At 66.0% G+C, this 21,679-nt stretch carries 22 protein-coding genes; 12 read left to right on the top strand and 10 right to left on the bottom strand.

What is annotated here, in order from left to right:
• The first annotated feature begins 52 nt into the window (after window positions 1–52).
• A complete protein-coding gene (locus B1790_RS12050; RefSeq protein ID WP_079923451.1) occupies window positions 53–574 on the top strand; it encodes a hypothetical protein in 522 nt (173 codons plus the stop codon).
• A gap of 72 nt (window positions 575–646) precedes the next feature.
• Here B1790_RS12050 and B1790_RS12045 read toward each other — a convergent pair whose 3' ends face one another.
• Window positions 647–2,035: a hypothetical protein gene (locus tag B1790_RS12045; protein ID WP_079923450.1), complete on the bottom strand. Its 1,389-nt coding sequence runs from the start codon at window positions 2,033–2,035 to the stop codon at window positions 647–649.
• Window positions 2,036–2,830: 795 nt separating this feature from the next.
• Here B1790_RS12045 and B1790_RS12040 point away from each other — a divergent pair.
• Window positions 2,831–3,967 (top strand): fatty acid desaturase, encoded by a 1,137-nt coding sequence (locus tag B1790_RS12040; protein WP_079923449.1) that lies wholly within the window; start codon window positions 2,831–2,833, stop codon window positions 3,965–3,967.
• Here B1790_RS12040 and rfbA read toward each other — a convergent pair.
• On the bottom strand, window positions 3,926–4,789 hold the full coding sequence (rfbA, locus tag B1790_RS12035; RefSeq protein WP_079923448.1) for a glucose-1-phosphate thymidylyltransferase RfbA: 864 nt from the start codon (window positions 4,787–4,789) through the stop codon (window positions 3,926–3,928). The genes B1790_RS12040 and rfbA overlap by 42 nt on opposite strands.
• Before the next feature lie 39 nt (window positions 4,790–4,828).
• Window positions 4,829–5,476 carry a hypothetical protein gene (locus B1790_RS12030; RefSeq protein ID WP_079923447.1) on the bottom strand — a complete coding sequence of 216 codons (648 nt, stop codon included), beginning with the start codon at window positions 5,474–5,476 and terminating at the stop codon, window positions 4,829–4,831.
• 452 nt (window positions 5,477–5,928) lie between these two features.
• Here B1790_RS12030 and B1790_RS12025 point away from each other — a divergent pair, with 452 nt between their 5' ends.
• Genes B1790_RS12025 through B1790_RS12005 form a run of 5 tightly spaced genes read left to right on the top strand, consistent with a single transcriptional unit; the run spans window position 5,929 to window position 11,571 of the window.
• Window positions 5,929–7,578 carry an ABC transporter substrate-binding protein gene (locus B1790_RS12025; protein WP_079923446.1) on the top strand — a complete coding sequence of 550 codons (1,650 nt, stop codon included), beginning with the start codon at window positions 5,929–5,931 and terminating at the stop codon, window positions 7,576–7,578.
• Window positions 7,579–7,595: 17 nt separating this feature from the next.
• Complete coding sequence (locus B1790_RS12020) at window positions 7,596–8,612, top strand: ABC transporter permease (protein WP_369832339.1); 1,017 nt, start codon at window positions 7,596–7,598, stop codon at window positions 8,610–8,612.
• A gap of 3 nt (window positions 8,613–8,615) precedes the next feature.
• Window positions 8,616–9,578, top strand: coding sequence for an ABC transporter permease (locus B1790_RS12015; RefSeq protein WP_056550971.1), 963 nt, complete (start codon window positions 8,616–8,618; stop codon window positions 9,576–9,578).
• Window positions 9,575–10,576 carry an ABC transporter ATP-binding protein gene (locus B1790_RS12010; protein ID WP_079923445.1) on the top strand — a complete coding sequence of 334 codons (1,002 nt, stop codon included), beginning with the start codon at window positions 9,575–9,577 and terminating at the stop codon, window positions 10,574–10,576. The genes B1790_RS12015 and B1790_RS12010 overlap by 4 nt, the downstream gene beginning before the upstream one ends.
• A complete protein-coding gene (locus B1790_RS12005) occupies window positions 10,573–11,571 on the top strand; it encodes an ABC transporter ATP-binding protein (RefSeq protein ID WP_079923444.1) in 999 nt (332 codons plus the stop codon). The genes B1790_RS12010 and B1790_RS12005 overlap by 4 nt, the downstream gene beginning before the upstream one ends.
• Before the next feature lie 7 nt (window positions 11,572–11,578).
• On the opposite strand, the gene B1790_RS12000 is transcribed toward B1790_RS12005, so the two are convergent.
• From B1790_RS12000 to B1790_RS11990, 3 genes are all read right to left on the bottom strand, one after another.
• The gene (locus B1790_RS12000) at window positions 11,579–11,992 is read right to left on the bottom strand and encodes a PASTA domain-containing protein (RefSeq protein ID WP_142271263.1); all 414 of its coding nucleotides are present in this window, start codon (window positions 11,990–11,992) and stop codon (window positions 11,579–11,581) included.
• Window position 11,993: 1 nt separating this feature from the next.
• Entirely contained in the window at window positions 11,994–12,266 is a 273-nt protein-coding gene (locus tag B1790_RS11995; RefSeq protein ID WP_079923443.1) for a hypothetical protein, read from the bottom strand.
• An 82-nt stretch (window positions 12,267–12,348) separates the two neighbouring features.
• Window positions 12,349–14,130, bottom strand: a complete 1,782-nt coding sequence (locus B1790_RS11990; protein WP_079923442.1) for an Hsp70 family protein — start codon at window positions 14,128–14,130, stop codon at window positions 12,349–12,351.
• A gap of 218 nt (window positions 14,131–14,348) precedes the next feature.
• Between B1790_RS11990 and B1790_RS11985 the strand changes: the two genes are divergently transcribed.
• Window positions 14,349–14,807: a nuclear transport factor 2 family protein gene (locus B1790_RS11985; protein WP_079923441.1), complete on the top strand. Its 459-nt coding sequence runs from the start codon at window positions 14,349–14,351 to the stop codon at window positions 14,805–14,807.
• Here B1790_RS11985 and B1790_RS11980 read toward each other — a convergent pair whose 3' ends face one another.
• A complete protein-coding gene (locus B1790_RS11980; protein WP_079923440.1) occupies window positions 14,808–15,461 on the bottom strand; it encodes a L,D-transpeptidase in 654 nt (217 codons plus the stop codon).
• A gap of 115 nt (window positions 15,462–15,576) precedes the next feature.
• Between B1790_RS11980 and B1790_RS11975 the strand changes: the two genes are divergently transcribed.
• Window positions 15,577–17,073 (top strand): bifunctional phosphatase PAP2/diacylglycerol kinase family protein, encoded by a 1,497-nt coding sequence (locus tag B1790_RS11975; protein WP_079923439.1) that lies wholly within the window; start codon window positions 15,577–15,579, stop codon window positions 17,071–17,073.
• Here B1790_RS11975 and B1790_RS11970 read toward each other — a convergent pair.
• Window positions 17,027–17,695: a phosphatase PAP2 family protein gene (locus tag B1790_RS11970; protein ID WP_233165073.1), complete on the bottom strand. Its 669-nt coding sequence runs from the start codon at window positions 17,693–17,695 to the stop codon at window positions 17,027–17,029. The genes B1790_RS11975 and B1790_RS11970 overlap by 47 nt on opposite strands.
• 165 nt (window positions 17,696–17,860) lie before the next feature.
• Between B1790_RS11970 and B1790_RS11965 the strand changes: the two genes are divergently transcribed.
• Both B1790_RS11965 and B1790_RS11960 read left to right on the top strand, forming a co-directional pair.
• Window positions 17,861–19,531: a cytosine permease gene (locus B1790_RS11965; protein ID WP_079923437.1), complete on the top strand. Its 1,671-nt coding sequence runs from the start codon at window positions 17,861–17,863 to the stop codon at window positions 19,529–19,531.
• 42 nt (window positions 19,532–19,573) lie between these two features.
• Window positions 19,574–20,056 carry a hypothetical protein gene (locus B1790_RS11960; RefSeq protein ID WP_079923436.1) on the top strand — a complete coding sequence of 161 codons (483 nt, stop codon included), beginning with the start codon at window positions 19,574–19,576 and terminating at the stop codon, window positions 20,054–20,056.
• Here the strand turns inward: B1790_RS11960 and map are convergent.
• The gene (gene map, locus B1790_RS11955; protein WP_079923435.1) at window positions 20,026–20,811 is read right to left on the bottom strand and encodes a type I methionyl aminopeptidase; all 786 of its coding nucleotides are present in this window, start codon (window positions 20,809–20,811) and stop codon (window positions 20,026–20,028) included. The genes B1790_RS11960 and map overlap by 31 nt on opposite strands.
• A gap of 85 nt (window positions 20,812–20,896) precedes the next feature.
• Between map and B1790_RS11950 the strand changes: the two genes are divergently transcribed.
• The gene (locus B1790_RS11950; protein WP_079923452.1) at window positions 20,897–21,163 is read left to right on the top strand and encodes a helix-turn-helix transcriptional regulator; all 267 of its coding nucleotides are present in this window, start codon (window positions 20,897–20,899) and stop codon (window positions 21,161–21,163) included.
• Here B1790_RS11950 and B1790_RS11945 read toward each other — a convergent pair whose 3' ends face one another.
• Window positions 21,164–21,538 carry a YchJ family protein gene (locus B1790_RS11945; RefSeq protein ID WP_079923453.1) on the bottom strand — a complete coding sequence of 125 codons (375 nt, stop codon included), beginning with the start codon at window positions 21,536–21,538 and terminating at the stop codon, window positions 21,164–21,166.
• Window positions 21,539–21,679 lie beyond the last annotated feature (141 nt).

Raw genomic sequence — 21,679 nt, 5'->3', positions numbered from 1 at the left:
CACCCCCGCAAATAGGCAATCCAGCAAATTCAGCAGATACGATTGTCACACTATGAAGCATGCCGCCGAGCCCCACGATGAGCTGCCGGCCCCGTCGGCACAGCCCGCGCCGCGATCCCCGTGGCGATGGGCCACTCTCGCTCTCGCGCTGGTCGCGGTCGCGGCGACCGCAGTCGCCGTCTGGGCTCTGATGCGGACGCCGACGGAGAACTCAGCGGCGCCGACGACCCAAGAGGTGGCCGACGCGAAGGGTCGAGCCTGCGAGGCCTACGTCAAGGTGCGGACCGCGGTGGCCCTGCAAACCCAGGGCGCTGTCGGCACGGATCCCGCTGCCGCACAAGCGGTTGCGGCCAATGCCCGGTTGGCCATGTCCGTCGGCAGTCAGCACCTCGTCGACAATCTCAGCCCCGCCGTGCCCGCCGAGTTGGCCGGGCTGCTTCGTACACTCGCGACGGACCTCCAAGACCTCACCGTCAACGCCCTTGCCGGGGCCCCGGACGACGACGCCGGCCAGGTGACCAGACTCCGCGACCTGGAGACGAACAGCACCAAGATCGTCGAGCTGTGCAAGTGAGCTGAGTCGCCAGCCCCCAAACGAAGAGCCGCCCCGGTCTGCACCGGGGCGGCTTTCGTCTGTGCGGCTACGTCATCCGTTGGAGCTGTCGGACCCACCGCTCGAACCGGCGCTGGCGCCACCGGACGCCGTCGAGGCGCCTGCAGTGCTCGGGGTCCCGGCGCCACTGGTCGCGGCGGGCTTGGGGCCGGTGCCGGTGAACTTCTCGATCCCCTTCTTGACGGAATCGGTGAACGACCGCAGCGGCTTGAACGGGTCGTTTCGACCGCTGCCTGCGGGCTTGGTGCTCGGCGCTCCGGACAGGGGAACGCCGTTGACGCCGGGAATCTCGACCTTCGCCGGGGTGTCGTCGACCGTCGGCGTCGGGTCGTCGACCTCGGTCGTCTGGACGTTCGCGACCTTGGTGACGCCGGCGTCCGCGCCCTCGGTGGCCGCGGGGGCCGCGGGAGCCGGATCGGTGACGGTCGGCGTCTCGGGCGCCGCCAGCGCCGAGATGGTGGACGGCGCGGCCGTCCTGAGCGGCAACGGGTTCGTGACCGGCGGGTTGATGGTGCCCGGCGGCGGCGGATCGATTCCGGCGAATTCGGTCTCGGCGGCCGTCAGATCCGGTGCCAACGAGATGACGAGGCCGGGCGGGAAGAGGCTGGTCCTGATCGACGGAATGAAGTTGAAGTCGAACACCATCGAGCCGATCTTGGTCGTGGTGTGCAGACCGCCGGCGAAGTAGGCGTTGATCGGCCCGTTACCAAAGTCCATGGAGTACACGAACCCCGTCGTCCCGGTGTTGGTGATGATCCCGGGGATGCCTGCGGACCACCGGCCGATGTCGACGGCACTCCAATCGTCGGGCTGGCCGCTGCCGAGGACGTTGCCGCTGGACGCCCCCTGCACCTGGGTCAGGCCGATGGCCTTGAGGACGTTGAGGTTGAAGAAGGCGGGACCGAGGTTGTTGGCAGTCTGCAGGAAGCCGGCGTGCGTGCCGATGAACGGGTCGTACCACGCGGCGTTGTCCACGAAGCCGATGGCGCCTGCACTGTTGGCCAGGCCCGCCAACCCGAGTGCCCACTGGTCCAGATCGGTCACGTTGATGGTGGACTGCTGCGGCCTGTTCGGGTCCTGTTGAGCGACGATCGACTTGATCGAGTTGAGGCCGAAGGTCAGGGGCCCGAGTTGATTGGCCGTCTGCAGCGCGGTGCCAACACCGAACTTGAAGCCGTTGGCGTACTGACTGACCGCCGACACCGTGGCCGCGCCAGTGCTGCTGATCGCGGCGGCGGGCGCCAGCGCCCAGGGGAAGGTTTGGTTGACGTTGAACTCTAGTGGCAGGGCCGCGGTGCGGATGGCCGGCGTGGTCGCCGCTTCCGGGGTAGCAGCGACTGATCCGTATTGACTAATGAGCAACGCCGCTGCGCCGACCGCCGTGACACCGGCACCGACGGACAGACTACTGGTCCCGAACATGAATCCCCTTTGCCAACAGTTAACTGCTGTATTGATCGTGGAGTTAATTTACCCCGGCTCATCGAATTTGCAACCGATCCAGCTAACTCACAATTCGGCTGTCCGATCTTTGCTGTCAGTAAAGTCAACATCGGGACGTGGGCGAAGAACGTGTGAGTACAGCCATTTGCTCCACGCATCGACCTCGCAATCCGTACCAGCGAGGCGGCAAACGACCGCCTTCGCAGCCTCGAGTCAAGGTTCGTCCTGAATCGTCGACCTCCGGTCAGCGCTGCGCGAAGGCAGTGCAGATCAGAGCTGTGCGACGGTCGCCAATGGAAGTCGAAGGCCGTGGGGCGCGGTAGGACGCCCAGCAAACAATCAAGATCGACTATTTGCTGAAACACGTCTGGGCGTCTCCGGTCGCCACACGCCCGGGTAGCGATCGGTGCACGACGGACGCCCCAATTGACTGCTTTAGTGCGCCGATGTCGCCATTTGGAATGGCGCTGGCGAACCCCATTGTTAGCAGAGCCGTCGCCTTAGGCGGGCTCGGGAGTTCTCAGGGATTTAGCCAATTCGACATCCGCCTGCGACCGACGCCCAAATGCACTCACCGCGATGGCCCCGCCGACGGTGCAACGGGAGCCGGCAAGCCCGCGAACGAGCGGCCTCAACGTCTAGGCTGTAGACACCTACACGGGCTGGAGCCGAGCGAGTCGCGAAGCCCCGGCACACGCGAACCCGGACCCGGACCCTGCCGATTCGCGACCCTCGCCCGAGGGCCGTCCGAACCGATCAGAAACCGATGAACCGATGGCCATTTCCGACGTCGCCGAATACGCCCACCTAACTGAATCCGAGCTCGAGGCGTTCGCCGCGGCCCTCGACGACATCCGCCGCGACGTCGAAGCCACCCGCGGAACCCGGGATCGCACCTACATCCGCCGGACGATCGCGTTCCAACGCGCACTCGAGCTCGCCTCCCGGTTGACGATCGCCGGAACCAAGGGCAGGCGCGGCTGGTGGCTCGGCACCCTCGGGCTCGCGGCTGCCAAGAGCATCGAGAACATGGAGATCGCCCACAACGTCGGCCACGGCCAGTGGGACTGGATGAACGACCCCGAGATCCACTCCACCACGTGGGAGTGGGACATGGCGGGCCTGTCGTCGCAGTGGCGCTACTCCCACAACTACCGCCACCACGTGAACACCAACGTCGTCGGGGTCGACGACGACCTCGGCTACGGCGTGTTGCGGGTGACCAAGGACCAGGAGTGGCACCCGGGCTACCTCTTCGCACCGCTGCGAAGTGTGTTGCTCGCGCTCGGCTTCGAGTGGGGCATTGCCCTGCACGATCTGTACTCGGAGCAGGAGCGGGCCACCACCGACGCCGAGAAGTCGGCCCACGGCAAGGCACTTCTGCGCAAGATCGGGCGCCAGATGGGCAAGGACTACGCCCTGTACCCGGCGCTGAGCATGAAGCGGTGGCGACGGACGCTCGGCGCCAACATCACCGCCAACGTGCTGCGCAACATCTGGGCGTACGTGGTGATCTGCTGCGGACACTTCGCCGACGGCGCCGAGAAGTTCGAGCCCGAGACGCTCGAGGACGAGACCAAGGCGCAGTGGTATCTGCGACAGATGTTGGGCAGCGCCAACTTCGACGCCGGCCCCGTGATGGCGTTCATGAGCGGCAACCTCTGCTACCAGATCGAACACCATCTGTTTCCCGACCTGCCGAGCAACCGCTACGCCGAAATCGCCAGGCGGGTGCGAGCGCTGTGCGACACCTATGAGCTGCCCTATACGACGGGCCACCTGATCAAGCAGTACCTGATGACGGTGCGCACGGTGTTCACGCTGGCCCTGCCAGACCGGTTCTCCGAGAACGGCTTTCGCCCGGCTCGGCTAGGTGTCGAGAAGCTGCAGCAGATACGCGCCATATCCTGACTTCGTCAACGAGTTGGCCCGCGCGACCAGCTGATCGTCGTCGATGAAACCAAGCCTCCAGGCGACTTCCTCCGGCACACCGATCTTCAGGCCCTGCCTGCGCTCGATGGTGCGCACGTAGTCACTGGCGTCGAGCAGCGAGTCGAAGGTTCCGGTGTCGAGCCATGCCGTGCCGCGTGCCAACACCTCGACGCCCAGCTTGCCCTGCTCGAGGTAGGTCCGGTTGACGTCGGTGATCTCGTACTCGCCACGGTCGGACGGGCGAAGCGACTTCGCGATCTCGACGACGTCGTTGTCGTAGAAGTACAGACCCGGCACCGCGTAGTGCGACTTCGGGGTCGCCGGCTTCTCCTCCAGCGACACGGCTCTGCCGTCGTCGCTGAACTCGATGACGCCGTACGCCGAGGGGTTGGCCACCCAATACGCGAAGATGGCGCCGCCGTCGACGTTTCGGAAGCGAGCCAGGCTGGTGCCCAGACTCGGTCCGTAGAAGATGTTGTCGCCCAAGATCAATGCGACTGAATCGTCGCCGATGTGGTCGGCGCCGACCACGAACGCCTGGGCCACCCCGTCTGGACGATCCTGGACCGCGTAGGTGATGTTCGTGCCGAAGTTCGAACCGTCCCCGAGCAAGCGGGTGAAGGCCTCGACGTCACCTGCGGTGGTGATGACCTGGATGTCGCGGATGCCCGCCATGATGAGGGTCGACAGCGAGTAGTAGATCAGCGGCTTGTCGTACACGGGCAGCAATTGCTTGCACACGCCCATGGTGATCGGATACAAACGCGTACCCGTGCCCCCGGCCAGGATGATTCCCCGCATGCAAGCACCCTAGGTCAGACGGCGTCTGCCGCCAGGGGGTCAGCCCTCGGCTCCCCCGCCGCTCGGTGCGTCCGGCGCCTCGGTCAGCGGCACCGTCACCGTTTGAGTCACGGTGCTGGTGCTGGTGCTCGTCGACACGGTCGTGCTGGTGGTCGGACTCGGCGTCGTCGTGGTGGTCGTGGTGGTGGTGGTGGTCGTCGTCGGGCTGGTCGTCGTCGTGGTCTCCGACGACTCGGTCGTGGTGCTCGGCGCCTCGGTCTGCGTCACCGTCTCGGTGCCGCCGGTCGGTGCAGGTACGACGGATTCGGCCGACGACGGCGTGGTCGTCGCGCTGGTGCTCGACGTGGTCGACGTGGAACTCGAGCCGTCGTCGCCGGTCAGCGAAACGACGGCGTAGACGATCGCCGCGAGGATGATGACCCCCAACGCGCCGAGGCTGATCAGACCCGGCGGGGTGCGATACCAGGGCCGCGGCGGCTCGGGTGGCGGCGGCTGCTGGCCGTAGGGGTCGTGCGCTCCGTAGGGGTCTTGGGCCCCATAGGGATCGGGCGTTCCGTAGTTCGCCGCCATCGTCGGCTCGCTGTACGCCTGCGACTCGCCCTGTGGATAGCTGCCGTATTGCGTCGGCTCGCTGTCGGAGTAGTACGGGTCGTCTTGGGGTCCGCCGGGACCGTCGTTGCGCGCCACGGGACTCGATGCTACCCAGTGCGGCACCCAGTCCTTGGGTACCTCCGTCGGCGAGGCGCGCCGGCGACGCGCCGAAACGCTCAGTTTTTTTGAAGGTTTTTTCCAGGCGGTCTATACCACCCGAGCCCGCGCCATGGTCGGCTACCTTTTGGGCCAAACCTGCGCGGGCGTTGATTTTCCGGCCAAACGGCACCATAACGGTAATTATTCCGGTCGTCGAGCGTCCCCTGGACCCTGAAACGGGCAGACGCAGCAACCGCCAGATACCCCGCCACCGACCAGTGGGAGTGTGCCGCATCCTGGGACTTCGCAGGCCAGAGGGTTGCCGCCCGGTGTCCATTCCTGAAAGTCCGAGTTGCCATCCGTCGTTTTTCGGAAAAGATGCAATGGCACCTCGACGGGAGGCGTACAGGTAATGGACACCGTCGGGACACATGACCAAGGGATCTCACATGACCAAGATGCGCAAGGCGGTGACCGCGACCGTCGTCGCGGCGCTGACCACTTTCGGAGTCGCTGCCTGTGGGGGTGACACCGGTGACAGTAGTGGCGGCGGCGGTACTGGCGGCGGCGAGATCAACGTCTCGATGACGTCGTTCCCCGACTACGTCGACCCTCAACTCTCGTACACCGTCGAGGGCTGGGAAGTCCTGTACAACACCTACACGCCACTGCTGACGTACAAGCACGCCAAGGGCGAGGAGGGCACCCAGGTGGTGCCCGGTCTGGCCGAGGCGATGCCCGAGATCTCCCCCGACGGCAAGACCTACAAGCTCAAGCTGCGCTCGAACATGAAGTACTCCGACGGCACGCCGATCAAGGCGTCCGACTTCACCTACGCGATCCAGCGGTTGTTCAAGGCCAACTCCGGCGGCTCGGTGTTCTTCGAGACCATCGTCGGCGCCAAGGACTACGCCGACGGCAAGGCCCCCACCATCAGCGGCATCACCACCGACGACTCCACCGGCGACATCAGCATCGCGCTGGAGGATCAAAGCGGCACGTTCAACAACGTGCTCGCGCTGATGTTCGCCGCGCCCGTGCCCCCGAGCACCCCGCTGGACAAGGACGCGACCAACACCCCGCCCCCGTCGAGCGGACCCTTCATGATCACGAAGGTCGAAGCGCCACAGACACTCACGATGGAGCGCAACCCCAACTTCAAGACCGTCAAGGACGCGGGTGCCACCGAGGTTGCCGACGCGAACGTCGACAAGATCACCGTCACCCAGAACAAGAGCAACTCCGCGCAGGTGACCGGGGTCGAGCAGAACACCATCGACTTCATGGTCGACCCGCCCGACGCCGACCGCCTGGCCGAGGTCAAGTCGAAGTTCGGCGAGCGCTTCAGTCTGAACGACTCGATCAACACCTACTACTTCTTCATGAACAACCAGAAGGCGCCCTTCAACGACATTCGGGTGCGCCAGGCCATCAACTACGCCATCGACCCGGAGGCGCTCAACCGCGTGTTCGGCGGCCGGTTGCATCCGACGCAGCAGATCCTGCCCCCGGGAATGCCGGGCTACGAGGAGTACAAGCCGTACCCGCACGACATGGAGAAGGCGAAGGCCCTACTCGCCGAGGCGAATCCGGCGGACAAGGACATCACCGTCTGGACCGACGACGAGCCCGACCGCAAGCGCATCGGCGAGTACTACCACGACCTGCTGACCCAGCTGGGCTTCAACGCCACGCTCAAGGTCGTCGCCGGTGACGTCTACTTCGCCACGATCGGCAACACGTCGACCCCCGATCTGGACACCGGGTTCACCGACTGGTTCCAGGACTTCCCGCACCCGGACGACTTCTTCCGGCCGCTGCTCAACGGCAAGAACATCCTGCCGACGAACAACAGCAACTACTCGCAGGTGAACCTCCCCGAGCTCGACGCCAAGATGAACGACCTGGCGAAGGAGCAGCTGACCGACGACGTAAAGAAGCAGTACGCCGCCCTCGACAAGTCCTACATGGAGCAGGCGGTCTGGGCGCCGTACGGCAACGAGGAGCACAGCACGTTCGTCTCTGATCGGATCGACTTCGACAAGACGATCCCCCATCTGCTGTTCACTCAGGACTACTCCGCGTTCGCCCTGAAGTGACCGGTTCAGTAGGAGAGATCGAAGCACCAGGCATTCCTCCCGTCCCGGCCGGCGTCGCCCCCGACGCCGTCCGGGGCAGGAGCCCCTGGTACCTGGCGTGGGTTCGCCTGCGCCGCAACCGGGTTGCGCTCGGATTTGGCGTCCTGTTCATCGCGATAGTGCTGGTCTGTCTGGCCGCGCCCCTGTGGGCCGACCACGTGGCGCACACGGGACCGGACGCCAACCACATCACCGACAAGGTGCTGGTCGACGGCCAGGAGGAGTACGTCGTATCCCCCGACGGCACGCCTATCGGACCGGGCCTGCACGGTCGGTACCTGCTTGGCGCCGACCAGAACGGCCGCGACGTGATGGTGCGACTGCTGTACGGCGGCCGCACGTCCATCTTCATCGGTGTCGCCGCCGCACTGGTCACCACCGTGCTCGCGGTCCTGGTCGGCCTGCTGTGCGGCTACTACCGCGGGTGGATCGACGCGATCCTGTCCCGGATCATGGACGTGGTCTGGGCGTTCCCGGTACTGCTCCTCGGCATTGCCCTTGGCACGACGCTCGCGCTCGGCGGCCTGAAGATCGGCGGTCTCGCGATCTCGGGTGACTCCGTGTGGATTCCGATCATGATCATCGGGTTGGTCTACGTGCCCTACATGGCGCGGCCCATCCGCGGTGAGATCCTCGCGCTTCGGGAAAAGGAGTTCGTCGAGGCCGCCGTCGCACAGGGCAAGGGACCGATCCGGATCATGGTCTCCGAGCTGCTGCCCAACGTCATCTCGACCATCATCGTGTTCTTCACCCTCAACATCGCCAACAACATGTTGCTGGAGTCGTCGTTGTCGTTCCTCGGCGCCGGCGTGCGTCCACCGAGCGCGTCGTGGGGCACCATGATCGCCGACGGCTACCAGAACATTTACACCGCACCGCATCTCACGATCGTCCCCGGCGCGATGATCGTGTTGACGGTGTTGTCGCTCAACGTGTTCGGCGACGGTCTGCGTGACGCGCTGGACCCGCGGGCCAAGATCCGACTGGAGCACTAACCAATGTTGAGATTCGCCGTCAGGCGACTGATCGGGATGGCTGCCGTCCTCTTCGCGATCTCGGTGATCGTCTTCCTGATCTTCAACGTCATCCCCAACTCCGATCCCGCGCAACGCATTGCGGGCAAGAACGCCAACCCCGCGCTAATCGCCCGCGTCAGGGCAGACCTCGGTCTCGACCAGTCGATCGTCACGCAGTACCTGACGATGATGAAGCGGATCTTCACGGGCACGCTCACCTCGTATGCCAGCTCGCAGAACGTCGGTGAGCAGATTTGGAAGGGCCTGCCCGCCACGCTGTCGCTGTGCATCGGCGCAGCGGTGCTCTGGATGGCACTCGCCGTCGTGTTCGGCTACCTCAGCGCCGTGCACGCCGGGAAGTTCACCGACCGGACGCTCACGATCCTGGCGCTGGTCGGCATCTCGGTGCCGGTCTTCTGGCTCGCGGCGATCCTGTTGTACTACTTGAGCTTCAAGGCCCAGATCTTCCCGACCAGCAGCTACGTTCCACTGACCAAGAACCCTGGCCAGTGGGCGTACCACCTGGTCTTGCCCTGGATCACGCTGGCGGTGCTGTTCGTCGGCTTCTACAGTCGCGTGCTGCGATCCAACATGCTCGACGTAATGAACGAGGACTACGTCCGCACGGCGCGCGCCAAGGGCATCAGCGAGCGTCAAATCCGCATCAAGCACGTGCTGCGCAACTCGATGATCCCGATCATCACGTTGTTCGGCTTGGACTTCGGTGCGGTAGTGGGCGGCGGCGCCATCCTCACCGAAACCGTGTTCAACATCAACGGTGTCGGGCTCTACGCGGGCCAGGCCATCGGCAGCCTCGACCTTCCACCGCTGATGGGCGTCACCATGTTCGGCGCGTTCTTCATCGTGCTGTTCAACACCGTGGTCGACGTCCTGTACGCATTCCTTGATCCACGCATCCGACTCGGCGAGGCGGCCCCAGCATGATCCTTTCCGTGAAGGACCTCACCGTCAGCTTCGCCACCGACGGCGGCGTAGTGCGGGCGGTCGAGGGCGTCTCGTTCTCCATCGACAAGGGTGAAATCCTGGCCATCGTCGGCGAATCCGGCTCCGGCAAGAGCGTCACCGCCCAAACAATCCTCGGTCTGACCCGCGCCCCCAACGCGACGATCACCGGTTCGGTCGAGTTCGACGGCCGTGATCTCACCCAGTTGGACGACGAAGCGCTGCGCGAGGTGCGTGGCAAGCGCATCGCGATGATCTTCCAGGATCCGATGACGTCGCTGAATCCGGTCTACCGGGTCGGCGAACAGATCGTGGAGATGATCCGGGCTCACCAGAAGGTGTCCAAGAAGGAGGCTCGGGACAGCGCCGTCGACCTGTTGCGGTCAGTCGGCATCCCCAATCCCGAACGGCGCGTGCACGATTACCCCCACGAGTTCTCCGGTGGCATGCGACAGCGGGTCATGATCGCGATGGCCCTGGCGCTGGATCCCGACGTGCTGATCGCCGACGAACCGACCACCGCGCTCGACGTCACCGTGCAGGCGCAGATCCTGCGGCTGCTCGACAAGCTCAACCGGGAACGCGGCCTCGCCGTCGTCCTGATCACCCACGACCTCGGCGTCGTCGCCGAGGTCGCCGACCGGGTCGCCGTGATGTACGCGGGCCAAATCGTCGAGGACGCGACGCTCGACGACATCTTCTACGATCCGCAGCACCCGTACACGTGGGGTCTTCTCGGCTCGCTCGCGCGACTCGACCAACCGCGCCCCATTCGACTGGCTCAGATCGCGGGATCACCACCGTCGCTTCTGAATCCGCCGACGGGTTGCCGCTTCGCGGCGCGCTGCCCGCACGAGTTCGACAAGTGCTCGGAGCCGCCTCCGTTGCACGGTGACCGCTGCTGGCTCGACCCGGCCGACAAGCGCAGATTGCGCGACGTCGACGGCCACATCGGCCTGCGAAAGGACGTGGCGTCATGACTGGTGAACCCCTGCTCGAGGTAACCGACTTGGTCAAGCACTTCCCCGTGAAGTCCGGCGTGGTCGTCGACCGCGTGGTGGCTCACGTCAAGGCGGTCGACGGGGTCAGCCTGACCATCAACGAGGGCGAAACCCTGGGTCTGGTGGGCGAATCCGGCTGCGGCAAGTCGACGCTCAGCCGGACCATCCTGCAACTGACCGCACCGACGTCGGGTTCGGTGAAGTTCCTCGGCGAGGAGTTGGTGGGCCGGTCCCGGCGCAGCCTGCGTCCGGTGCGGCGACAGATGCAGATGATCTTCCAGGATCCCTACGCCTCGCTGAACCCCCGCAAGCGCGTCGGGCAAATCATCGGCGAACCCATGGAGTTGCACGGGCTGGCCGACGGCCGTGACGTGAACAAGCGGGTACAGGACCTGCTCGATCGCGTCGGCCTCAGCGCCGAGCACGCCAGTCGCTACCCGCACGAGTTCAGCGGCGGTCAGCGACAGCGGATCGGCATTGCGCGTGCTCTCGCGCTCAAGCCGAAGCTGATCATCGCCGACGAACCCGTCTCCGCACTGGACGTCTCCGTGCAGGCCCAGATCGTGAACCTGCTCAAGGATCTCCAGACGGAGTTGGGCCTGTCGTACCTCTTCGTCGCGCACGACCTCGGGGTGGTTCGGCACGTTTCGGACCGGGTCGCCGTGATGTACCTCGGGCGGATCGTCGAAAGCGCGCCAGCCGGACAGCTTTACGACCACCCGATGCATCCCTACTCGAATGCGTTGCTCTCGGCGGTGCCGATCCCGGATCCCAAGCTCAACGTCTCACGCGAACGGCTGGTCCTCGAGGGTGACGTGCCCAGCCCCATCGATCCGCCGTCGGGCTGCCACTTCCACACTCGCTGCCCGTGGGCGACGGAGGTTTGCACCACCGACGATCCTCGCCTCGAGGAACTGGAGACCGCTCACGTGGCGGCCTGCCACCACCCACGAAACCTGGTGGGGCAAAGCTGAATTAGAGCTACTTCGACGGTGCCGGAGCGGTTGACGACGCTGCCGCTTCGGCGGCAGCCTTGGCCGCCTTGCCCTCGGCGCTCGCGGCCGAGAATCCCGGCGTCTTCGACGACGCTTCGCCGTCGTCGCAGTTCAACGAGACCAGCAATTGGTTGGTGGCCGATCCGCCACTGTTCTCCGGGGGCGGCACGGTTCTGGCGACGGTGTTGGTCACCATGCAGTCCGGCCACGCCTTCTGATCGCCCACCGTGGTGGAGACCACGGGCTTGAGGCCCGCGTCGCTGATCGCCGACTCGGCGTCGCTGTACTTCTTTCCCACGACGTCTGGTGCCGAATCTGCTTGCGCGACACCCGCTCCCAGGTACAGTACGGCTGACGTGACCGAGGCGGCGAGCATCACGCTGCTCACTACCCTGCGCATGTCAGGACCCGCCCTTGGGTGCGGCCTTGGCGATGGGTTCCACGGTCGCGGGCGTGGTCCACGTCGCGGTGGCGCCCATGTTCATGGCGTTCTCCGTCGGTTGGACGAAGGTGGTGTTGGCGGGCGCGTCACCCGAACCCGCCAGGTCGACGCCACCGTTGGTGGCGTGTCCGTCTCCGAGGCTGAGGACCCCCAGTGTGACGAACGCGGCGGCTCCGGCCAGCCCAAGCACTTTCACGCGCAAACCGTCGGTCTGCAATCTCTTCTCGGTCATGGACAGATCGTGAACTTCCGACCCGCGGGAAGGCTGGAACGCAACTGTGACGTTCCTTCGCGCCCATTTGGGCTCACAGGAATCAGTACGGGAGTTGCGGGGGCTGCTGGTAGACCGGCGGCGTGTAGGGCGCGTACGGATTGGGTGCGTACGGCGCGGGCTGCGTCGGTGCGGGGCTGGCGGGGACCTGAATCGGGATTGGCACCGGCACGAAGGGCACCGTGATGTAACTCGTCGTCATGGTCGGCGCGCTCGACGTCGTGGTCGTGGTGGTCGTCGTCGGGGGTGTCGTGGTGGTGGTGGTGGTCGTCGTTGTCGTAGTGGTGGTCGTCGTGGTCGGTTGCGTCGTCGTGGTGGTGACGGGGCGCTCCACGGTGACGGTCTCGGTCGACGCAGGCGGAGGCGGCGGCGGAGGCGGCTGGCTGGTCACGGTGACGACGTTCTGGGCCGGCGCCTCGGTCGACGGCGGCGGGGGTGGCGGTTCGATGCTGGTCGGGGGCGGTGCCGGCGGTGACGTCGCCGTAATGGGCACGGTGGTCGGCGTTGGGCGCGTCTCGTCGGTCGCGCTGGTCAGTGCGATTGCGACGCCACCCACCGCGACCAGCGCCACCACGGCTGCGACGCCGACGAGCAACTGGGGCAGGCGCAGCCACGACCGTGGTTCGTCGTCGTGCCTCGGGTGGTACTGCGCGACGACGCGCGTCGTACCGGCGTCCGCGTAGGGATCGGCGTAGGGATCTTCGCCGGTGTACGGGGTCGGGTCACCAACGGTCTCGTCGTCCTGGGACCAAGCGAGCGCGCGAAACGTCGACGAGTCCGGCGCTGCGTTGGGTTTCACGGGCCACGCCCCGGTGATCAACGGGCTTGGCGCCATTCCGGTTTGGGCGTCGGCGTCGGCCCCGTAGGCCGCAAAGATCGCGGCACCAACCGCAGCGTCGAGCGCCGGATGCGGCGTCGTGACGAATGAGTTCTGGTGGCCCTCGGCCAACCGTCGGGTCACCAGCGGGATGGACGCTCCGCCGCCGACTGCGACGACGGCCGACAGGTCGGTTGGCGCAATCCTGTTGCGCAGCAACGATTCCTCGAGCTCTGCCAGCACTGCCGCAAGGGGTGCTTCGACGAGCTCGTCGAGCTGGTCTCGCGTCACCCGCACCGTCGTGCGATGGCCGGGCAGCTCGACGAGAATGTCTGCAGTCTCCGCCTCGGACAGTTGCTCCTTGGCGAGCCTGCACTCCTCGCGTAGCGCGCCAATCGATCCGACTGAGGCGGTGCCCGCGGGGTCGACGTCGTTCGCGACGCCGTCGAGTACATGGGCGAGCAGCGCCTGGTCGACGTGGTCACCGGAGAACTCGGTCACCCTGGTCGTCTCGATCGGCTCGAAGGACGCCGTCGCGTCGGCGAGCGTGATGCTGGTGCCGCCACCGCCGAAGTCCAGCAGCGCCACCACTCCACGAACGGGGAGGCCGGGGTTGGCGGCCAGCGCGGTCAGCGCCGTCACCGCGTCCGAGACCAGCCGCACCGGCACGCCGTTCGGCGCCAGGCTTGGCGTGGTGCGCATGGCGTCCCGAAGCGATCGAAGCGTGGCGCCGTTCCAATGCGCGGGTACCGCAACGGCGATCTGCGACGACTGGTCGCTGCCAGCTTCGACCACCATGGCGTCGAGCGCCTCGACCATCAACAGATCCGCGCGGTAGGACGTACCGTCCTCGCCGACCAGCGGCACCGGGTCTCCGACGCGTTCGACGAATCCGCTCAGCACCTGCCCGGCCCGCGGCAGTGTGGACCGCCGCGTGACGGGTTGACTGCCGACACGCGCCGCGACCAGGTTGGTTGTCCCGATCGACAACCCCAACGGATCGCTCATGACGCCTGCCACGATAACCCGCGCTGCGACGTGGGTGTGACAGACACTCCGCGGAGGACGCCGCGAACAGTGTTCTCCCAGCGTTGTTTTGAATTCATACAATACGCACAGACTGTGCGCCAACAGTGCTCGCCGCGCCGCGAGCCGGTTGACGCGGCCGTCAACCACATTTGCGGCAAGGCCGTCCGCCACGAGGCCCCCCGTGTTGCAATGTCCAGATGGGTGACATCGAAGACATTCAGCGGGTCAAGTACCGGTATCTGCGCGCGCTCGACACCAAGCACTGGGACGAGTTCGCCGACACCCTCACCGAGGACGTGATCGGCGACTACGGCGAATCCCTCGGCGAGACGCACCACTTCACCGATCGCGCCACCCTCGTCGAGTTCATGCGCACCTCGATGCCTGCCGACGTCATCACCGATCACCGGGTGACGCACCCCGAGATCGACGTCGACGGCGACGAGGCGACCGCCATCTGGTACCTGCAGGACAAGGTGATCGTCCCGAAGTTCGACTTCATGCTGATCGGCGCTGGCTTCTATCGCGACCGCTACCGCAGGACCGCCGACGGCTGGAAGATCAGCGTCACCGGCTACGACCGCACCTACGACGCGTCCTTCTCCACCAAGGCCCTCGACTTCAACGTGAAAGCCGGTCGCGCAATAGCTCTTTGATCACTTGGAGACGGCGATCAACGCGCCGGGGCGCAGCCACTTCATGATTCCCACCAACGTGTCGTCGTCGATGCTGACGCAGCCCGCCGTTGGTCCGCCGTCGCTGGAGTGAAGGAAGAACGCGCCACCGTTTCCCGGGACGCGTTGCTTGTTGACGCCCATCACGACGGCGTGTTCGTACTGGGGTATCTGCAGGTTCTCGGTCCCGCTGCTCGGGTTCGTGTCGAACGGGCACTGCGACTTCTTGCAGACCTGCATCGTGTTGTACGTGGCGCTCTTCATGTCGCCGTCCCACCAGTGGTCGGGACCGACCTGCACGTACTGCAGCCCGCCACCGGGGTTGGGTGCGGTACCGAACGCGAAGTCGAGGGTGAAGATGCCCATCGGCGTGAGCATCTGGCCGTCGTGCGTCTCGGGAGCCATGCCCTTCTCGCCGACGTGGGCGGGGATTCCCGCGGCGACGGCCCGCCAGCCGGCGGCGGTGCGTTCGTACACGTCGACCTTGGCGTTCGAGCCGCCAACGCCCACAACGGAAATCACCTGGGTCGCGTTGCCGACGCTGGGGGCGAACCACGGCACCAGCTCGGCGCGGGCCGACGGGGCCACGATCAGTCCGACGACCAACGCGCACAGCGAAATCAGCAGTCGGCCCACGGGCTCAACGTCAACACACCAGACACTCGAGGTCAAGTAAAGGTTTAGCAACGATCCCCGGGCTGAGAAATGAGTTGTCCCCAAAGCGCTTTCACGACCCGGCTAGGTTGGTGCCATGGAGCTACTCCAAAGACTTGGCGTCCGACACCGCGGCGTCCGCCAGATCGGCGCGGGCCTCGGCACTCTGGACCGCGAAATCTTCGAGGCCATCGCAGAGTCGCCGAGCCCCCTGCTCGACGGGTTCATGCCCAAACTGACCGCAGCCGCGGACCACTCCAAGCTGTGGTTCGCCATCGCGGCCGCGTTGATGGCCACCAAGCACCCCTCGGTCCAGCGCGGCGCGGGCCGCGGCGTGGCGTCCCTCGCCGTCACCAGCCTGGTCGCCAACCAGATCGCCAAGCGGGTCTGGAAACGGGCGCGCCCGGAGTGGGCGGCAGTCCCGGTGCTGCGACGGTCCCGCCGGATGCCCACCTCCAATTCGCTGCCGTCGGGTCATTCCGCCAGCGCGGCGGCATTCGCCGTTGGCGTCGGCCTGGAGAGCGCGCCCGTCGGCCTCGGCCTGGCCCTGCTCGCGGGCATGGTCGGGATCTCCCGCGTCGCCACGGGTGCGCACTACCCGGGCGACGTACTTGCCGGGTTCGGTCTCGGCGCCGCGGTGGCGGTCGCGGGCGCACGCATCGTCCCGCCGATCGTCGAGGCGCGCGTCCCTGTCGCCGACCCGCTGCGGGTGCCGACCTTGAAGCGTCCCGACGGGGCGGGCGTCGTCCTCGTCATCAATCCCGCCTCGGGCAGCGGCACCGGAGCGCGGGTCATCGACGAGGCGCGGGAAGCGCTGCCCAAGATGGAGATCGTCGAGCTGGAGAAGGACGACGACGTAGAAGCGATCATGCGCTCGGCGGCCGACCGGGCCGAGGTGCTCGCCGTCGGCGGAGGCGACGGCACCGTGGCCTGTGCGGCAGGGGTGGCCCTGGCCACCGAACGCCCGCTGGCTGTCTTCCCCGGCGGCACGTTCAACCACTTCGCCAAGGACATCGGCTGCGACACCGTCGCCAAGACCGTCGAGTCGATCCGGCAGGGCAGCGTGGCGTGCGTCGACGTCCTTCGCCTCAACGAGACCGGCACCGTCATCAACACGGCCAGCATCGGTGCCTACCCCACGTTCGTCCAGAAGCGCGAGAAGCTGGAGCATAAGATCGGCAAGCCGCTGGCCGGCGTCTACGCGATGTTCCACACGCTGCGCCGAGGCGAGCCGGTGCGCATCCAGTACGACAACAAGACCCTGCAGACGTCGCTGTTCTTCCTCGGCAACTCGTCCTACCTGCCGTCGGGTTTTGCCCCCGCCCGCCGGCTGCGGATGGACGACGGCCTGATGGACGTGCGCATCCTGGAGACCGAGAAACGGTTCAGCAGGATTCGCATCCTGACGTCGCTGGCACTCGGACGGCTCGTCAGAAGCCCGCTGTACCACGAACTGCGGGTCCCCGAGTTCAGCTTCCGAGCGGTCGACGGCCCCACCCTGCTGGCCCATGACGGCGAACTCGCCGACGAACTGGAGGAGGCGACCTTCACCGTCCGCTATCGGGCGCTGCCGGTCTTTCGTCCCCTTCCCTGACCCCGCGCAGGATCAGCAGACACACCACGAAGTACACGTAGCCCATCGCCCACCCGGCGACGACGTCGGACAGGTGGTGGACGTTGAGCGCGACCCGGCCGACCCCGACGGTCAGGACGACGACCACACCGGCCGCCACCAGCCATGGGCGAAGACTCCGTCGCACGCCCGCCAGGTACACCGCCGCAAGAGCCAGCACCGCGGCCATCGTGCCGAGGGCGTGCCCGGACGGAAACGACGTCGACAGCGCGTCGACCATGACGGTTTCCGGGCGGGGCCGGTCGGCGAGGCGCTTGAGCACCTCGGTCAGCAGCGCGGACGTTTCGACGCAGACGATGAGGAACACCGCGACGCGAACCCGGCGCTTCGCGAACGCGTGGACGATCAGGCCCACGGTCACGATGCGAAAGGCCACCGGGGAGAACACCGTGCACCACACGTGCCAGAACGTCGTCCAGCCGTGGTGCTCGTCGCCGAGGCGCCGACCGAGCTCCAACGTCGACGTGTCGGCGGTGACCAGCCAATTCCAGCCCTGAACCCAACCGATCCACATGGCCGCGTAGACGACGCAACACAGACCGGCGAGCCACCAGCGCCTCGCCGAAGATTCATTCCGCAACACGTGTAACACCCTTCACTACCGCACCGATGTAGTCAGCAGAGCCCGCACTGCCGTCACAACCCCGACTCTTGACGGCAGTGCGGGCCCTTTCATTTCTTGGCGGGTATTTCGGTGGGAACACGGTCGTCACACCCCCGAAACAACGTGGTTTTAGCTTTGCTAACCATGACCCAAGAGCTCAACAACGAGGCTGACACCCCCGTCGCGGCAGACCTCGACGCAGGCTTAGACCAGATGACGGCCACCAAGGAGACCTTGGAGGACTACACGCTGCGGTTCGCCCCACGCAGCTACCGAAAGTGGTCGACGCGGGTGGTGGGCATCTCGGCACTCGGCGGCATCGCCTACCTCGCCGACTTCGCCATCGGCGCCAACATCGGCATCGCCTACGGCACCACCAACGCGTTGTGGGGAATCCTCATCTTCGCCGTGGTGGTCATGCTGACCGGCTTTCCGGTCGCCTACTACTCGGCCCGCTACAACATCGACCTCGACCTGGTCACCCGCGGCAGCGGCTTCGGCTACTACGGCTCGGTGGTCACCAACGTCATCTTCGCGACGTTCACCTTCATCTTCTTCGCCCTCGAGGGCTCGATCATGGCACAGGGGCTGCAACTGGGCCTCGGCATCCCACTGTGGATCGGCTATGCGGCGTCGACGTTCATCATCTTCCCGCTCGTCATCTACGGCATGAAGGTGCTCTCCACACTGCAGGTGTGGACGACGCCATTGTGGCTGGTCCTGATGGTCGCACCGTTCGTCTACCTGGTGGTCAGCCACCCGGAGTCGGTCAGCCAGTTCTTCGCCTACCAGGGCGAGAACGGCGTGCAAGGGTTCGACCTCGGCTCCACCCTGCTGGCCGCAGGCGTCTGCCTGTCGCTCATCGCGCAGATCGCCGAGCAGAACGACTACCTGCGCTTCATGCCCGCCAAGACCCCCGAGAACCGGCGCAGCTGGTGGACCTGGATGTTCCTGGCAGGCCCAGGCTGGGTCATCTTCGGCGCCATCAAGCAGATCGTCGGGCTGTTCCTCGCGGTGTACCTGATCGCCAACGTCGCGGACAGCACGGGCATCGCCAACCAGCCGGTGCACCAGTTCCTGGAGATCTACCAGAACTTCCTGCCTCCGTGGCTCGCCATGACGCTGGCCGTGGTGCTCGTCGTCATCAGCCAGGTGAAGATCAACGTCACCAACGCCTACTCCGGCTCGCTGGCGTGGACGAACTCGTTCACCCGGGTCACCAAGACCTACCCGGGTCGCCTGGTGTTCCTGGCCTTCAACCTGCTGATCGCCCTGGTGCTGATGGAAGCCAACATGTTCGACTTCCTCAACACGATTCTGGGCTTCTACGCCAACTGCGGTATCGCGTGGGTCGTCGTGGTCGCCTCCGACATCGTCTTCAACAAGTTCCTGCTGAAGCTCTCGCCGATGCAACCGGAATTCCGACGCGGGATGCTCTACGACTTCAACCCCGTCGGCTTCGGCTCGATGCTGGCTGCGGCCGGGCTGTCGGTGCTCGCCTTCTTCGGCGGTCTGGGAGAAGCGATCCGGCCGTACTCACCGCTGGTTGCGATCGTCCTGGGACTGGTGCTGCCGCCGGCCATCGCCGTCGCGACCAAGGGCAAGTACTACCTGCGCCGCACCGATGACGGCATCGACCTGCCGATGCTCGACGAGCATGGCAACCCGTCGGACGCGCACCTGAAATGCCATGTCTGCCATCATGATTACGAGCGGCCCGACATGATCAAGTCCGCCAGCGTCGAGGGCTACATCTGCTCACTGTGCCTGTCGACCGACAAGTCCGGCGAGAACGTACTCCCCGCACAAACGTAAGAATTTGCACGACGGGACGGCCATGGTCGATATTCTCCGACCATGGCCGTCTTCTTGCGCAAGATGCTTGGCATCGGCGGATTGCCCGATGACATGCGCGCCCAGGTCGACGCCGAGGGCGTGCTCTTCCTGGCCGAGTTCGTCCCGGTGACCTACCGCTTCTCCGGGAAGGTGCCCGGCAAGGTGGCGAAGGGCAACATCAGCAGCTACGTGGGCGCGGTGGCACTCACCAGTCAACGGGTGCTCGGCACGCTGTCGACGGTCCCCAAGAAGGCGGGCCGCTCGGTCGACCACCGATGGAACGCCCCGCAGGGAACCATGGTCCACGGCTCGCTCGACGAGTCCGGGTTGACGCTCACCGGATCCGATCTGTCCGTCATCGACCCGACCTTCGCCGGATCGGTGTCACTGCACTACAAGACGCCGCTGCCGGCCGAGGTACTCGCGGCCCTTCCGGAACGCGAATTCACCTTCGACGTGCCACCCAAGTTCGTCTATTCGGTCTGCGGCGTTCCCGCGCACTGAGTCAGGATGCGGGGGCCGTGCTCGGTGACGGCGATGGTGTGCTCGGAGTGCGCCGTGTTCGAACCGTCGGCGGAACGCAGCGTCCAGCCGTCCGCGTCGATCGTCAGCCGGTCGCTGCCGCGGCTCCACCAAGGTTCGAGCGCGAGGGTCAACCCCGGCCGCAACAGCATTCCGCGCCCCCGCCGCCCGCGATTGGGGACGTGGGGATCCTCGTGCATCGTCCGACCCAAACCGTGACCACCGAACTCGACGTTGACGCGGTACCCGGCGTCGGCGGCGACCTCGCCTATGGCGGCCGAGACGTCTCCGAGCCGACCGCCCGGGACGGCCGCCGCGACGCCGGCGGCGAGGGCTCGTCGCGTCGAGTCGACGAGCGCGCGGTCCTCGTCGTCGCCGTCGCCGACGATGACCGTGACCGCGGAGTCGGCGACCCAGCCGTCGATCGAGACCGCGAAGTCGAGGCTCAGCACGTCGCCAGCCCGCAGCACCTGTTCGTGCGGCTTGCCGTGCAGCACAGCGTCGTTCACCGACAGGCAGATGACGTTGCGGAACGGTCCGCGCCCAAAGGACGGGGCGTAGTCCCAGTAGCAGGACGTCGCGCCGCGATCGGCGACCAACTGGCGCGCGTGCAGTTCGAGCTGCATCAGGTTCACCCCTGGCCGAGCCTCGTCCGACAGGGTGGCCAGTACCTGCGCGACGAACTCCCCCGTGACGGCCATCTTGTCGATCTCGTCGGCGGACTTCAGTTCGATCACGGTCGACCTCCTCGTGGCGTCGGTATTGTTATACCGGCACCACGGTATCAGTAGCGGTATATGAATACCGGCTATGCTGGCCCGCATGGTTCGCGTACCGCTTAGCCCGGAGCAAGTCGCCGCCGGTCAACGCCTCGGCGCGCTCATCCGAACCGCCCGGGCGGGTCGTGACCCCGAGGCGATCGCCAGCGCCGCCGGCATCTCCCCCGAGACGCTGCGCAAGATCGAGGTCGGTCGCATCCCCAGCCCCAGCTTCGGCACCGTGATCGGACTCTGCACCGCGCTCGGCATGCCGTTGGCCGACGCGGCCGAGGCGTGGCAGGGCACCGTCGACCGGCGCATGGCTATCTAACTAGTCGCCGTCGACGTACACCCAGCGTCCGCCGCGCCGTTCGAAGCGACTGCGCTCGTGCAAGGACCCGTCGTCGTATGACGCGGTGAACTCGACTTCCCCTGTGTCGTCGCCGCCTCCTCCCGCGACCACGTCGGTCACGGTGAGGCCGGTCCAGACGACGTCGGCGTCGACGGTCAGATCGGCGGGCCGCGTTCGCGGATGCCAGGTGCGGAACACGTAGTCGGCGTTCCCCGTCGCATACGCGGAGTACCTCGACCGCATCAGCTCTTCGGCCGTGGCGGCCTGCCGTTCGCCATGGTGCAGCGGCTGGCAGCACACCTCGTACACGACGCCACTGCCACAGGGGCACTGTCGGCCGAAGGAATCGCTCACGACGAACACCCTGCCCTATACCCTAGAAATTGGCGACGTGCCGAAGTCATCCACAGGCGGTGTGGTTTGAGTTCCCTTGTGCCCCTTCTGTTTCAGCTCGCGTTTCTTGTCGGTGGGTCGCACTAGTGTTCGGGTATGAGT

Origin of the sequence: Mycobacterium sp. AT1 (genome assembly GCF_002043095.1) — a bacterium.
Classification (GTDB): Bacteria; Actinomycetota; Actinomycetes; order Mycobacteriales; family Mycobacteriaceae; genus Mycobacterium.
The sequence above is the reverse complement of the archived record's forward strand: the minus strand, read 5'-3'. Positions and strand labels throughout refer to the sequence as shown.